The 15,863-nt window shown below is 53.4% G+C and carries 8 protein-coding genes; 1 reads left to right on the top strand and 7 read right to left on the bottom strand.

Annotated elements, in window-relative coordinates; genetic code table 11:
• Window positions 1-279: 279 nt before the first annotated feature.
• The 6 genes from EDM21_RS15955 to EDM21_RS15930 form a co-directional block, all read right to left on the bottom strand.
• Window positions 280-996, bottom strand: a complete 717-nt coding sequence (locus EDM21_RS15955) for a hypothetical protein (protein ID WP_166542045.1) — start codon at window positions 994-996, stop codon at window positions 280-282.
• Window positions 997-1,336: 340 nt separating this feature from the next.
• Entirely contained in the window at window positions 1,337-2,203 is an 867-nt protein-coding gene (locus EDM21_RS15950; protein WP_157336998.1) for an ABC transporter permease, read from the bottom strand.
• Window positions 2,204-2,218: 15 nt separating this feature from the next.
• The gene (locus EDM21_RS15945) at window positions 2,219-3,001 is read right to left on the bottom strand and encodes an ABC transporter ATP-binding protein (RefSeq protein ID WP_157336996.1); all 783 of its coding nucleotides are present in this window, start codon (window positions 2,999-3,001) and stop codon (window positions 2,219-2,221) included.
• Window positions 3,002-3,417: 416 nt separating this feature from the next.
• Window positions 3,418-4,395 carry an ABC transporter substrate-binding protein gene (locus EDM21_RS15940; RefSeq protein WP_201280803.1) on the bottom strand — a complete coding sequence of 326 codons (978 nt, stop codon included), beginning with the start codon at window positions 4,393-4,395 and terminating at the stop codon, window positions 3,418-3,420.
• A 237-nt stretch (window positions 4,396-4,632) separates the two neighbouring features.
• Window positions 4,633-6,075 carry an aryl-sulfate sulfotransferase gene (locus EDM21_RS15935; RefSeq protein ID WP_157336992.1) on the bottom strand — a complete coding sequence of 481 codons (1,443 nt, stop codon included), beginning with the start codon at window positions 6,073-6,075 and terminating at the stop codon, window positions 4,633-4,635.
• A gap of 285 nt (window positions 6,076-6,360) precedes the next feature.
• Entirely contained in the window at window positions 6,361-7,221 is an 861-nt protein-coding gene (locus tag EDM21_RS15930) for a MarR family winged helix-turn-helix transcriptional regulator (RefSeq protein WP_235918225.1), read from the bottom strand.
• Window positions 7,222-7,602: 381 nt separating this feature from the next.
• Here EDM21_RS15930 and EDM21_RS15925 point away from each other — a divergent pair, with 381 nt between their 5' ends.
• A complete protein-coding gene (locus EDM21_RS15925; protein WP_157336990.1) occupies window positions 7,603-10,977 on the top strand; it encodes an ATP-binding protein in 3,375 nt (1,124 codons plus the stop codon).
• A gap of 260 nt (window positions 10,978-11,237) precedes the next feature.
• On the opposite strand, the gene EDM21_RS15920 is transcribed toward EDM21_RS15925, so the two are convergent.
• The gene (locus EDM21_RS15920; protein WP_157336988.1) at window positions 11,238-15,725 is read right to left on the bottom strand and encodes a collagen binding domain-containing protein; all 4,488 of its coding nucleotides are present in this window, start codon (window positions 15,723-15,725) and stop codon (window positions 11,238-11,240) included.
• Between the last annotated feature and the right edge of the window lie 138 nt (window positions 15,726-15,863).

Here is a 15,863-nt window from a genome sequence, read left to right as displayed (position 1 = left end):
ACGTCACTCGAATATCTTAAACATGTAAGCCCCATCCAATTGGACGGGGCTTTTATTTATTGCCTAATGTACGGAGTGTTGACCTATTCTCCCTCTTTAGTTCCTCGGCCCGCCCAATAGCACAAAGGCCCAACAACAAGAGCGTTAACAAGAATAAATAAAATTGTATTAATATTTATTGCAATCATAAGGAGTGCAAGAGTAAAAGGGATGGTCAGTAAAAATCTTTGGGTGCGAGTTTTCATAGATTGCCACCGCCTTACTACTTATTTCGAAAAATTAAAGATCGTAGTAATCTTTAGTAGTGAGATAAACTTTATACCCTGCGTCCACGTGGGGTTCGCTTAAGACAGTTTTTTTCAAAATCGTCCTGTATGGGTCTGCGTAAATATCCTCTACGTAGTAGTATACATCTCGTCCGTAGTAATCACTATATGTTTTGTAAAATGTTGTATAGGTATACTTGTAATCCACGTGGTTGTTAACCCAGCCAGATACGGTTCCGGAGAAAGCTGAAATGCCCAATGCCGTGTATTTACTCTTGGATAAAGCTCCACCAACAGCCGCAACCACATTAGTAACAGCTACTGAGACAAATGTAACAACATCCTTTTTAACTGTGTTTTTATAATCGTTTGACTTCTTTGACAATACAATAGTTGCATTTCCCCAGATAGGGTCGGATTTGGGAGTGTAAGTATCAGGGTTAGCTACCGTTTTAGCATTAGGTCGATTAGCGAGGAATTTTTCTGCCTCGGCACGAACACTCGAATTTGCTTGGAGGATGTCGGAATCCTCTGATCCAGCAACGAAGGTAACACTCACTCCATCTTTTGTGATGGTATCCGTATTATTGCCAAGGGACTCCGTGCTGTTTTCCTCAACTTTAGAGGCAGAGGATGTTGTCTCCTGACTAGGTACACTAGCTAAAGCATTGTACGGAATTGCGGTAACAATGAGTGCGGAGGACAAAGTAGACAAAATGGTTTTCTTCACGACTCTCTCCCTTTTATACCAATTTATTGGATAACACCATAAAATACTACCAACATTTTACATGGGAGTCAATGGTAATTCTTTGTCGTATTTTATTCTAATTATTAAATTTGATCGCAACACTGCTTAGACATGAAACAAATATAAACAGCATATAATGACTTTCCATCCTACAGCTGTATGTAGGGCAATAAAAAACCCCTCATATAGAGGGATATCTGTATAAAGTCAACTCATTTCATTAATTCACTGTCTTACGTTTCAACATTACCCAATTTCATTGTTAATTACGTTCATATAGATCCATAAAACTTGTACACTGAAACTGCATTTAACGCACCTACCGCCTTAACCCCGACGTCCCCGCAACCCCATACCTTGCCAAAAGTTTACGCCCCAGCACCGCGACGGCGCGATCCGTAATAAATCCCATCAGCCCCAGGCAGATCAGCCCTACGAAGATCCAGTCCGTGCGGAAGAACAGCCGCGAGTTCCAGATCAGGTAGCCTACGCCTTCGTTGGAGGCGATCATTTCGGCGCCGATGATGGCCATGAAGGAGGTGCCCATGGCGAGGCGGATGCCGGTGAACATGTACGGCACGGTGGACGGGATGATGACGTGCAGGACGATCTGCCACTCGGAAGCGCCCATGCTGCGGGCGGAGCGGATTTTGTCCTCCTCCACGGCAAGCACGCCGGTCAAGGTGTTCAGCACGACGATGAAGAAAGTCGCGTACAGGATGAGCACGACCTTCGACGTCTCCCCGATGCCGAACCAGACGAGGAAGAGCGTGATAAACGCGATCGGCGGGATGAAGCGGATGAAGTTCAGGAACGGCTCCGCGAAAGCGCGGATGGCGCTGACTTTACCGATAACGAGGCCGACCGGGATGGCGAGCAGGCTGCCCAAGGTCCAGCCGAGCAGGACGCGGTACGAGCTGATGCCGATATAATGCAGCAGGGTGCCGTCTGCCAGCAGCTCGTAGCCGCCCTGGGCGGTCAGAATCGGGCCGGGCAGAATTTCCGGGCCGTACACGAGCGACAGCCCATGCCACAGCAGCAATCCGGCGATCCAGAAGAGAAGGGTGAGCAGCGTTTTTTTGAACCAAGGCTTGCGTATGAATGGTTTCCGGGCAGAAGCAGTAGCAGCCGTAATTGGTGGCTTGGTCGTGATCGGTTTTTTGGCGGTAATGGCGTTCGTGTTCATATCGGCTTCTCCTCCCTATTCGTCGAAATGCGCCTGGATGCGGTTGTAAAGTTCGTAAAATTCCGGCGACCCCAGATCCCGCGGATACGCGAGGGGCACGTCGTAGATGTGCGAGATGTTGGACGACGGGCCGGCGGACATGATGCCGATGCGGCCACCGAGCAGCAGCGCTTCCTGGATGTCGTGGGTGACAAAAATGACGGTTTTGTCGGTTTCCTGCCAAATCCGCTGAAGCTCCTTCTGCATGGTGCGGCGCGTCATCGCATCGAGCGCGCCGAACGGCTCATCCATGAGCAGGATGGCCGGATCGTTCGAGAGCACGCGGGCGAGTTGCACGCGCTGCTTCATGCCGCCGGACAGCTCGCGCGGGAATTTGCTCTCGTGGCCCTTGAGACCGACCAGTGCGATATACTGGTCCGAAATCTCGCGGCGCTCTGCCGCCGGGACACGCTTCATGCGCAGGCCGAACTCTACGTTCTCCCTGACCGTGAGCCAGGGGAACAGGGATGAATCGGCCTGCTGGAAGACGACGGCGCGGTCCTGGCCGGGCCGCTCAACCTCGCGGTCACCGACGCGAACCTGGCCGGACGTCTTGGAGACGAAGCCTGCGATGAGACTGAGCAGCGTCGATTTGCCGCAGCCGCTCGGCCCCAGCAGGACGAAGAATTCGCCGCCCCGGACCGCCAGGTTCACGTCTTGAATGATATAGGGCAGCTCCCCCGTGGAAGGCTGCACGTAGCTTTTGTCCAGACGTTCGATGTGGATTTCGTTGCGTTTCGGCGCTGTCTTAGTACTCATACTTCATCCCCCTGTTCAGTTTTATTACGTTTTGTTCTTGCCGTATTTCGCTGCGTGACAGCGGTTGGTGTATTGCTGCATAAATAGCAATCGGTGTTTCGCTGCATAACAGAGGCCGGTGTTACGTCAGGTGTTTCGGTGCATGGGAGAGGTCCGTAATTCACCGCATGACAGAGATCCATATTCCGGTGCAGGACGGTGTTCGATCAACCGCTGCCAGGTGCGCATTGCGGAGTTGTATGCGTAGTGGTCGATCCAGCCCATGCTCCCGATTTTCCGATATCCGTATTGCTGCATGACAGCAGTCGGTATTTCGGCGCAAGACGGCGGTCGGTCGACCACTACCATGTGCGCATTGCGGAGTTGCGTGCGTAATGGTCGGCCCGGCCCATGCTCCTACTTTTCCGATATCCGTACTATTTCAATTCAATGACCCGATCGGGAAAAGCTTCCCGCAGAATATCCAGATTCAGCTTGCTGTTCAGGTCAAAATCCTTCTCGATGATATTGTTCTCGACCATGTATTTTTTCTGCTCCTTGTAGCCGTTGTATGCTTTATCAGTGAAACCGATTCTCCACGGGTTCTTGGGCAGGTCCTTCAGTGTCGCTTCCTTAGGCTGCTTGACTTGCTTATACATGATGTCCGCCGTTTCCTCCTGGTTAGCCTGTACATAAGCGGAAGCTTCATCGAGCGCTTTTACGAAAGCGACGAATCCAGCCTTGTTGTTCTTGAGAAGCTCATTCGGAGCGATGAGGCCGTTCCCCAGCCGGACCGGGGTTTGAGACATGTCCGCCAGCTCATGAGCCTCGGCGAGCGCCGCGAATTTCTCGTTCAGCACCGCGCCGTATACCCATGCGCCGTCGATCTCGCCTTTTTTGAGCGCAACATACGCTTCATCAAAACCACCCTGGCCGATCAGCTTCACCTCGGACAATTTGACGCCGTTCTGGCCCAGATACACATCCCACAGATACGGGATAAAAGTGCCGCGGGAGAAGCTCAGCTTCTTGCCCTTCAGCTCGGCCGCGCTCTTGATCTCCTTGCGGACGAATAGCTTCCACTCGCTGGCGCTCAGATCCGTTGCCGTTCCCGACGACGCAAAGATCGAATAATCGCCCTTGCTCACCGCATTCAGCAGCGGAAAATCCGCGCCGAACGCCACGTCCACCTGTTTGATGAACAGGGAGTTGACGCCTTCGGCCGGTGTGGCGAACGAGACGAGCTCGGCGTCGATGCCGTGTTTCTCGAAAATGCCCTTGCTCTTGGCGACGCGGAAGATCGAATTCGTCGAGATGTCCGCGATTCTGAGCTTCAGCTTGGCCGCGCCGCCCTGCTCCGGGTCGGCGGCCGCCTGACCGCAGCCTGCCAGTACGGCGAGCAGGGAGACGGTCATCGCAAGTGCCAGCAGAGTGCGGCCCCAATGTCTGTCATCGGTTGCGCGCTGCCGCCGGTTATGTTGAACTGCAACACCCGTATTAGCTGCTGGCGCAGCATGATCTGCACAATCTGTGCGCTCTGCACTATGTTCCGCACGACCTTTAGCGGAGATAGGCTCTGTCTGTCTCCCGACGCCCGCATGATTCGTCTGTTCTGCGTGTTGACCGGTATATGTACGCATTCCGCTCACCCCCTAACCTTTCTCCGGCTGGCTTTCGTCCGTTCTCGCTACGCACAGCGCACCCTCGCCGTACGAAACCGTTCCTTCGACTTCCACCGTCGTCACCGCTCCCCGGGCAGCCGCTCCCGGCAGGCGGAAGTCCGCTACGTCGATCGGCGCAATTTCCACTTCCTCCGGCAGGTCCAACTGCGGCACCCACTCATAAGGCACGCGGTAGGCGCGGTAGACCATGTTGGAGTTACGTTTGTTTTTGTAAGGTGAAATGTATTCCCAGACAAGCTCATGCTCACGTGTCACTTCAAAAATCCGGCCGTCCGCACCCTCCGTAATCAGCGTATTGCCGTTCGGCAGGCGCTGGGCGGAGCTGATGTACGGGCTGTAAAACCGGTATGAATCGAGCGGAGCCTGGAAGCCCGCTTCCGTCGGCGTGTACTGCCACTCGATTTCGAGTGTAACCGGGTTGATCTCCAGAATGCGGGAGTGATCGCGGCGGGCGTTTTTGATACCGTCCGGCGATTCCGGATTCGGCGCGCCATAGCCGCCCCAGCCGCCGTTATCGAAGATCAGGATGTTGCCTGCTCCGGGCAGTCCCTGCGGAATGAGGTGGGCGTGATGCTGGCCGATGATCCAGCCGATGTGTTTCGTCTCTTCAGTGTTATAGTCGGGGCCGAGCTTCCAGACGATTTTACCGGTCTTTTTGTCCGTGATGGCAATGATGTTCGTCTCCCGCGCGTCCCAGATAATGTTGTCCGGATGGAATCTTTCGTCCCCCGCATCATAATGCTTGTTCGGCCCGAGGACCGAAGCGGAGTTGATATGCATCCAGTCGCCGGCGTTCGCCCCGAAGAATCGGGTGTTCGGATCGTTGTACAGCGCCTTCTTGGCATCTTCGTCAAAGCCCAGCTCTTCAAAATGATCGCTCGTTGTCCACTCCCAGAGGACATTTCCTTCCCAGTCCACTTCGAGAATCGTGTCGTCCAGAAGCTCCTTGTCGGAGATTTCGGGGCGGTTTACATTTTTGTGAGCGAGAATGATCGTATTGCCTGAAAGCACTTGCGGCTCCTGACCCGGCACATAGTACCCGACCGGATTGCCTTCGCGCTGGTAGTCGTGATGCTGGCGGGCCATCCACTGGGGCTGGTGCCCGGGGTCTTCGATGTGCTCGTAGCGGTCGAACTTCCACACGATATTGCCGTCCCAATCCACCTGCACCAGGTTCACTTCATCCTGAAACCCGTACTTCGGATCGCGCTCCGCCGTACTGCCCAGCACATACCCGCCCGGCAGCAGCTTGTTCGGAAACCCTCTCAGCCCCTTCCACAAATGCACTTCCCGGCCGTTCATGTCAATCAACAGCGCCCCCGTATCTGCCGCCTGGTAAATCGTGTAGCCGCTCCAGCTTTTGCTCTTGTTATAGACCGTCGTTCCTGTCGGGTAAATTGTCGGATGTCCCATATGTATAACTTCCTCTCGATTTTTTAATTGTTTAACTCTTCTTTTAATTTTTAATAGGAAAAAATATTATCTATTTATAGGGTCTAGCTGCTTAAAATCTGTGATCTTAAAATTAGTCACCCGCTAAAAACTCATGTCACTAATCATTCAGGCCATTCCTTAATCGGAACACTCATAGAGCCAGCCATTTAAGATTCACTGTTACAAAAAGGGAAATTGCTGCGCGGCGCGGTGCGGCCCGGCCCTGTTGCATCCCTTCAATCCCAAGCTGCGGCGCTGCATCCTTTAGTAGGAAATAAAATGCTTCTTCCGGTTCGCTGCTGTCGGCGCAGGATCAGGGGCCCGGACGGCTGATGCATCCTGCCGAGGATCAGAGGCGGCCTGCCTGCTGGCGGTTGTCTCATCCGGGGTGCCATCCGGGGTCCTCCCATCCAGGCTCTCTTCCAGGCTCTCATCTGGAGTCCCATTTGGAGGCTCATCCGGGATAGCATCTCCGGCATACTGGAGAACCGTTTCCGCAAAACCATCCAGCCTTTCCAGCACACGCCTGGACCAAGCGATCTGATGCTTCAGCTCTTCCTGCGTATGCCCGCTGAACAGAACCTCGATCATGCAAGCGCTGATGCCGCTGCTGCGGCCGATCAGTTCCCTGCCTCTGTCCGTTATCTCCAGCGCAATGGCCCGGCGGTCCGTTGCGCTTCGTTTGCGGACCGCGTAGCCGCCCGCCTCCAGCTTGTCGCACAGCGCCGTCACCGCGCCCGAGGTGAAATCCAGCTGTTCGGCCAGCTCCCCGAGACGCTGTTCCCCTTCGCGCTGAATGGAGTTCAGGATGAGCATGCCCGGCAGTGTAATGCCTTCGACCGAGATTTTGTCTCGCTCTTTCACGAACTTGCGGACCATCCTGCGGAACAGCCAGTCGGCTTCCTCGCGTAATGCCCAGTCTTTATCCTCCACATGCCGCTCCTTTCGCAATAAGGGCCCGTCAGCAAGCCGGCACTGGCTGCCGCACTCGGATGCACGGTCCGGCCGGAATCCGTTCGGCCATATGCCCGCTCCATCAGCCGGTGCTGCCTGCCGGAACACAAAAAGCTCCCGTCTTCTCCTCCGTACGTCGGCAAGAGAGTCCAGGAGCCTTTGGCTGTCCAATCGGCTGTCCTAATTTAATTTAATTTTAAGATAATGATGATTCATTTAATGATGGTTCACTTAATTACTTTTCATTTAATGATCTTGAAGCAAGATTAAACCAATTATTCATACCTGTCAAGTGGGTATTTAAAATTACATCCATCATCACCCGCTAGCGGCTGCTTCACTTCCACAAGCTGACTCCGCTTCTTCAACTTATGCTGACAACCCGCACATCTGCGTACTCAGAGCATCCATTCTGCGATTTATGAAAATTTATCCAACCGGGCGCTCTGAATATTATCAACAGATCCGTTATTCCGCCTGGATTTCATGTATAATTTTCCTAATGACTACTATCTGCTCATCCAATAATTCTTTAAGAAAAGAAGAGTATCTATGACCAAAAGCAAACTTTTCCTTATTTCCGGTTTTTTCGTCCTTATGCTCACCGTTATCCATCTGCTGTGGAATCTCTTCTATGCGGGCCCCGTACAGCCCCATGCAGTCCGGGGCCAACTTGATTTGCGCGGATGGGACTTTGCCGCAAGCAGATCCGTCACTTTGAACGGGGAGTGGGAGTTCTACCCGGACAAGTTCATCGACCCTGGAATGTCCGGCTCAGCCGGGGCTGCTTCTTCCCCTGAGGAAACCCGCCTGATCCAAGTTCCGGGCAACTGGAAGGAAAGCCTCCACCCGGAGAATCCTTCGAACATCGGATACGGGTCCTACCGGCTGCGTATTCTGGTTGATCCGGAGGATCAGCCGTATTTGGGCATCCAGATTCCCAGAATCCCTGCCTCTTCTAAAATCTTCATCAACGGGAAGCTGCTGCAGCAAACCGGGGAACCGGCCGCCGTAAAAGAATTGTACACCCCGCGCAATCTTCCCTCCACGGCTTATTTTGCAAATAATCTGAGGGAAATGGAACTTATTCTGCATGTCGCCAACTTCGATAATCCAATGCGGGGCGGTCTCTATCAGTCGATCAAATTAGGGTCCGAGAAAGCGATCAACCGGGCTGATCTGTTAACGACGGGACTGCAGCTGCTGATCTGTATTATTTTTGCCATCCATGCCGTGTACGCCCTGATTCTATATCTCAGCGGGTTCTCGCAAAAGCGCCAACTCGTATATTTCATGCTTACTACGCTAAGCGCAATTATCATGACACTCGTGGATGACAAGCAGCTGCTCCTCCTGTGGCTGCCGATAAGCTATGCCGCCGGCGTCAAGCTGTTATATGTGTCGTATACGGTCGTCGCCCTGTTCCTTCTCCAACTAGTGTTACATGTGCTCCCGCAATACAGCAAATACAAGGTATTCCGCTGGTTCACATGGATGAGTGTCCTATACGTCATCTTTGTTGTTCTGGCTCCTGTTGATGTCGTGCAGCTCGCCGTGCGGGCCTTTCATTTCGTTTACTTCCCGCCTTTCCTGATCGTAACGGCCGTGACCCTGCGGCAAGCTTTGAGCAATGGCAAGGATTCCATTTACCTGCTGCTCGTTGCATCCGCGCTCACCAGCAGTGTAGGCTGGGGAGTCGCCAAGAGCCTGGGCTGGGCGCAGAATGTATACTATCCGTTCGATCTCATTATCGGATTTGTCGCCTTTGCCGCCTTTTGCCTGAGGCAGTTCATCCATACCTACAACCGGATGTCCGAGTTCGCGCAGGAGCTTCAGAAATCCGACAAGATGAAGGACGAGTTCCTGGTGAACACCTCGCACGAGCTGCGGACCCCTCTACACGGCATCCTGAATATTGCCCAGCAGGTACTGGAGACAAGCGGACCGGTACTCGATGCGAAAAGCACACAGAACTTGGAGCTCCTGGTCACTGTAGGACGGCGTATGTCGCTGATGCTCGGCGATCTGCTGGACCTGACCCAACTGCGCGAAGGACGGGTGAAGCTGCAGCCCCGCAGTGTCCGCATCCAGGCGGCTGCTTCGGGGGTGCTGGACATGCTGAAATTCCTGACGGAGGGCAAAAAAGTCCGGTTCGTTATGGATATTCCCGCCTCCTTCCCGCCTGTCCTCGCCGATGAAACACGGCTGATTCAAATCCTGTTCAACCTGACGCATAACGCCGTTAAGTTTACCGACACCGGAGCTATCCTGATCCGTGCTGAAATTCGTGCCGGCCAGGCCTATATCCATGTATCCGATACCGGATGCGGCATGGATGAGGATATGCAGCATAGAGTCTTCCGGCCATATGAGCAGGGAGACGCCCCCAGATCCTCTTCAGCTGGCGGGCTCGGGCTCGGCCTGAGCATCTGCCAGCAGATGGTGCAGCTGCATGGAGGCAGGCTGACCGTCAAATCCGCTCCAGGGGAAGGATCGGTGTTTACGTTCAACCTCCCTCTGGCTGAAGAAGCGCGGGACGCCCAGTATTTGGCAGGCCCGCAGCAGCTGATCCCTGCGGCTTCAGGCTTAGGCGCAGATTCAGCCGGGGCGGCGACAGAGCCGGCTCCGGCCAATCCCGCCGTATCCGCAGCGGCTGCCTGGGCCTCAGCAGACTCGGCTGCTGCGGCCCAAGCTGCGAATGCCCCATCTACCGGAGATTTGGTAGCTTCGGGAGTGGCCGTTGAAGCTCTTGCTGCAGAGGATACAGCCCGAGCTCTTGCTGCAGAGGCTGCAGTCGGCGCTCTTGCCACAAAGGCTGCAGCTAGAGCTCACCTGGAAGCTGCGGCAGGAGGCTCTGCAATAGAAGCATCTGCCGCCACGCTGCCCCTGATGCAGCACGGCCTGACGGAAGGCCGACCGAGAATACTGGCAGTTGACGACGACCCCGTCAACCTTAGAATCCTCGGCGACATTCTCCTGGCCGATGCGTATGAGGTCGTCATAACGACCAGCCCCCAAGAGGCCCTGAAGCTGATCAATTCCGCTTCGTGGGATTTGATCATTGCGGACGTCATGATGCCGCACATCTCCGGCTATGAGCTGACTCGCCTCATCCGTGAGCGCTACTCGATTTCGGAGCTTCCGGTCCTGCTGCTGACGACACGCAGCCGCCCAGAGGACATCTACTCCGGTTTCTTGGCCGGAGCAAGTGAGTATGTGACGAAACCGGTCGATGCGCTGGAACTCAGATCCCGGGTACGGGCGCTGACCGATCTCAAACAGTCGATCCAGGACCGGCTGAGTATGGAAGCCGCTTATCTGCAGGCGCAGATCCAGCCGCATTTTCTGTTCAACACGCTCAACTCCATTACAGCGCTCAGCGACATCGACACAGACAAGATGAATGATCTTATCGAGGCGTTCAGCACGTATCTTCGACTGAGCTTCGATTTCCTGAACTCCGCGCAGCTGGTCCCTCTGGAGCGTGAACTGGAGCTGGTCCGCTGCTATCTCTATATCGAGAAAGAACGCTTTGACGAGCGTCTTACCGTCGTATGGAATAACGAGCCGAATTTAAACATCCTGCTCCCTCCGCTTACGATTCAGCCCTTGGTCGAGAATGCCGTGAAGCATGGTGCACTCAGCCTTCCCCGGGGAGGTACTGTGCACATCCGCATGTACCGCGCAAAGGGAGCGATCCGGGTCTCGATTGAAGATAACGGCCGTGGGATGAGCGCTGAGCGGATTCATGACCTGCTGGAGCATCCGCAGCGCCCTGCATCACAGGGAATCGGCCTCCGCAATACCCACCGCCGCCTTAAGCAGCTCTACGGGCACGGTCTGACGATAGACAGCAAGCAGGGCCAAGGCACCACCGTTTCTTTTGAAATCCCGAGGCCGGATCTGAGGCCTCGTACACCGCAATAGGCCGCAAGCATACATATCCTGTCCGGTAGAAGCAGACTAACCCGACCTCACGGATAAACAAAAGGGCTGTTCCGCAAGTCATCCACGATGACCCGGAACAGCCCTTTGCTGTAACCCTGTACTTGTACATTGTATCGGCTTACTTTAGATTAACGCTTGGTTCGGAGCCTGATTTCGCTACCTGCCGGTATGACTTCCCCCCGCTTATCTTGGAGATGACGGAGACCGGAGACCGCAAGGCCGGCTCTGAACCTGCAAAATTATACTCCGTGCTTACTGCCATGTTTTCTGCGAAGCAGATACAGGACAGCTCCCAGCACCATCAGGCCGAGACCTGCAAGCTGGATCGGGAGACTGCTGGCTTCCCCCGTTTGAGGAAGCACATCAGCCGCCGAGCCCTTGACGGATCCTCCTTGTGACGAATCTGCGCTGCCGCCGTCACTATCATTCGTATCCTTAACTAAGCCGCCGCTGCCGCCTTCGGAGCTGTCAGAGCCGCCGCTCTCACCCGCTCCGCCTGTTGCTGGCGGGTTGCTTCCGCCCGGCTGCGCTCCATCGTCCGTGCCGCCTGTATCCGGAGTTCCGGATTCACCCGGAACTTCCGGCTGGACTGGCACAGTCGGATCTGCCGGTCCGTCAGTCCCGGGATCGGACGGCTCCCCGCCGCCCGGCTGGTCCGGTTTCGGATCCGGCGTTGCCGGTGGTTCCGGTTTAGGATTCGGAGTCACCGGAGTTTCCGGATCGGGATCCGGTGTTACCGGTGGCTGCGGCGTTACTGGCGGGTTCGGATCAACACTGCCGCCGCCGCCTCCGCCGCCTCCGCTGACTATGCGGGAATTTTCCACAACGACAGTCGTTTCAAGACCTTCCACAATCTCGAACTCCGTCAAGGCGTTCTGGATCGTGTAACCTGCCGGTGCAGCAGTTTCTTCCGCATAATAGCGTCCCGGTCTAAGTCCGGACACGGTCCATTCGCCGTTTGCGTCCGTGAGAAGGCCTGTTATATCCAGACCGCCGCTGTCCTTGACCGGCTTTTTATCGTGGTCCAGAATCCGGAACTGGGCATCTTTCAGCTTCTGATCCGGACGTCCTGTCTCGATCTTAGTGAGCTTCACTGAACCGGTAATCCGGCTGTTTGTGAATGTCAATCCGACTTGCTGATCGTCTGCGATGTCGAATTTAAGCGGATCCAGCTTCAGTACATAACCGGCCGGAGCCTGAACTTCAACGAGCTGGTAGCTGCCTGATTTCAGGCCGTTGACCAGCAGTTTGCCGCTGGAATCTGTTTTCAAGCCCGTCTTCAGCATATTGCCCTGCTCGTCCCTTAGTTCGAATTCCGCTCCTTCAAGCGGCGCTTTATTATACTCGTCCGTCTTGACAAGCTCAGCAGAGCCGATATAACGCTCATTGACCGCTGTTACTTTCTTGGGAGCCGATTGATTGGCTTCGATAGTGAAAGTCACAGGCACCGTACTTAGCTTAAAGCCTTTCGGTGCAGTCGTTTCAACGAACTGATAGCTGCCGGGATCAAGATGGGACAGCATAAGGGTACCCGAGCTGTCGGTTACAAGGGCGCTCTTACCCGGCACATCAGCGTAGCTGCCATTGGACAGCATTTGAAGCTTAAAGACAGCACCTTCAAGCTTGTTCCCTTGAACTCCCTGCTCCACCTTCGTTAATTCCACATCCCAGACACCCTTAGTGTTGTTTACGGTCACTTCTGCCGCAGTTTGGGTGAAGGTGAGCTTTTTGCCGACTCTATACTCATCGGAGATCAAATATCCGGCTGGTGCGGATACTTCTTTGAGCATGTATTCCTTATACTTGTAATTCTCAAACAGCGCTTCTCCACTCGCATCGGTAACCAGCTCCTGAAGGAGGGTCGCTCCGCTCTTGTCGTAGAGGGCAAAGCGCGCTCCCTGAAGCGGAGCTTTAGTCACAGCATCTACTTTAATGACCTTCAAATTACCTTTGCCCGGTGTCTGAGCACCGCCTCCGGCTCCTGAGAATTTGGCAACAAAATTGCCATGGCCATTCTCCTGCACACTGCCGGAGGATTGTCCGGCAAGTGTGGCGTTATTGCTGATGGACTCGCCGTTATCCGCATTGATGAATGACTCATATTCAAGTATATAAGCCTCGTGCAGCGTGTTTTTGAAGGTGAGGGTAAACGAATTCGCCTGCACGTTCAGCGTATATTCCGTTTCGTTGACGGGACCTGTCTTAGCCAGTGTGCCATCCGCCACTACTCTTGTATGGTACAGTTTGAAAGAGCCCGGCAGAAGAATTTGATTCGCGGACAAAGTGTCCTTCAATACCGCATTCTCCACAACAGACTGGCTCCGGTTAACATTCACCTGCCAGTATGCATACTCCTGGCTGGCTCCGGTACCTTGACGGCCGGTTTTATTGATATACTCACCGCCGAACTTCGGCTTGACGGTAGCGGTTTTCTTATAGAGCTCCTTGGCCGGCTGCGATGCGTCAATCAGAACCGCTTCATTGCTGTATACGGCTGCAACCGGATGATTCTCCAGGCTGGTTGTATACTTGATGCGGTAAGCCGAATCGATCGGTTTCAGGAATGTCAGCTCAAAGCCGTCTTTTCCGTTCAACGTCTTCGTCTCGATCTTGTAATCCTGATTCAGCACCAGAAGTGCACCCGTTGGTGTAACTCCGTTGTCAGCGCCCGTAAGTTTCAGAGCCTGCACGCTTACTGAGCCTGGTTTGAAAGTCTGTTCCCCGGTATAGAAATCCCGGACAACCCCTTGATCAATCTTATGCAGATTATAGTTTATATCCAGCGTCCAATTGATATCTTTGGTAACGGCATCGTATTTGCCCGTCTTGCTGCCGTTATCCTTCGTATAATTGTCGAGCGGACGATCCACCGTCTTGCTGATGGCAATCTGCTGCACTCCGCCTTCGACCCAGTTAAGATGCGCATTGTTTGTGTATTGGGTCTTTTTGTTATTTGCGGGATCGAACTGAGTGGAGTACGTGATCATGTGTTTCGTAGTAATGTCTTTCAGGAACGTAATTTTAAAGCCTTCCGTATAATCCGGGTCAGCCTCAATCTTATAATCCGTATCTTTGGTCAACCCGCTGATCTCCAGCGTATCCGGAAGCATCGTCATGCCTTGTCCGGCATAATCATCCAGAATGTACACGTCCGACATTTGCTTCTCGTCATCATTCAGACTGATTTTCCAGTCCATGATTTTGAGCGCATAATCGATTTTTCCATATGATTTCCAGAAAATGACCTGATTGATATCCCGGTATGCCTTGATCTCCGGAACACCCGGCATCGATACTTTATTGGTCACGGTGACTTTGTCGGCATGTACCCGGTCCACCGCTTTGGTCTTGTACTTGATTTCATAAGCACTGTCCACCGCGTCGGTGAAAGTCAATTTAAATCCGGTAGCGGTTGGCGTAACCGTATACTGCGTATTCTCGGTTAGAGGCGTCCCCGTCTTCTGCGCTGCATTGCCGCCGGAGTCAATCGTCATCTCGTATACTTCGAACGACGAAGGAATCAGCTCCTGCTGGTTCGTTTCAATAATATCATCGATCCAAGCGTCGTTGGCAGCGATGGTCTGCTCATTGTAATTATACTGAACCGCCCATGTGATCGTCTGTGAAGCCGAATCATAAGCCGGCGAATTCTTCGTAAGCGGCTTGCTGAATTGCACCGGTACGCTTGCCGTAGCCGGCAGCGGACTGCTTAGCCCCGTACCCGACAGTTCTGCCTCATTGACATAAGTCTTATCCGCTGTACTGGTAATACCGGTAGTATACACCACCCGGTAAGCGCTGCTGATGTCTCCGAGATTGAGCACGAATCCGCCCGCATTCGGCGTACTTGTATAATCGTTATTCGGGTCCAGCTTCTGCTTCTGTACGAGCTTACCGTCGAGCTGCACTTCAAGTGCATATACCTCAATGGAGTTCATATCCATATCAAGGTTGGCGTCGCCCTTCAGCATATCCTTGAACACCGCGTTCTGAATCTTCTTCTCGCCGAGATTTATATCCGCTGTCCAGGTGATCTTACCCGGATTTCTGCCTTTGTCCGGCGAGCCCGTCTTGTTCATTTCTTTGGTACTTTTGCTTTTGAAATAAACGGGGATAACAATTTGCTCTCCGGGGAACTGGAAAATAATTTCTTGATTAGTCCCGCCGGAAAATTTACTTTCCTCAAATTCTCTCCATACGTAGAAGTTCCCGGTCCATTTCTGATTGTTCTCGATTTCTTCACTGAAAACAAACGTAACTTGTCCCTCGGGCGTCACTTCGTACGTCCCTACATCGCCTTCGAGTTCACCGGTCAATGGCCGGTCTACCTTGAAATTGTCCGGAAGATCGAAGGTAAAGCTTGATCCGTTGCTGTATCCGTGATTATCGGGAAGTGTCCAGTAAACATCTACTTGAACCCTTGCTCCCTGATCCAGGCGAACATCTTCGATCTTATTGCCGTCCTTGTCTTTCATCGATATCCCTGTAATGATATTCTGCTGGATAACCGGGCCGCTGGCGGCCAAGCCCTTCGCATTGGGGTCTCCGTACACACTGCCATTGACAGTTGAATCTCCGCCTGTGCCGTATACTCCCGTCGTCACGGATTCTCCGCCTGTTCCACCTGATACGCCGTTAGCGAGCGCAAAAGATGAAGGGGCAAGCAGATTGAGCAGCAGGATAACTGCCATAAAAACATAGGGCAGCTTTCCCCATTTTCTTAACATCCGAATTTCCCACCTCTCCTCTTATAGTCTTTTCTAACTGCATCTTCTATGCTATATCCTGATGATTGTAGAGAGCAGCCAAACAAATCCATTATATGCCTTTGCTCTGAATATTTTCTGAATATAGACAAGCTCCGC

It is taken from the genome of Paenibacillus lutrae (assembly GCF_009757775.1).
GTDB lineage: Bacteria > Bacillota > Bacilli > Paenibacillales > NBRC-103111 > Paenibacillus_F > Paenibacillus_F lutrae.
Note: the sequence above shows the minus strand (reverse complement) of the source record. Positions and strands in the feature narration are given on the sequence as shown.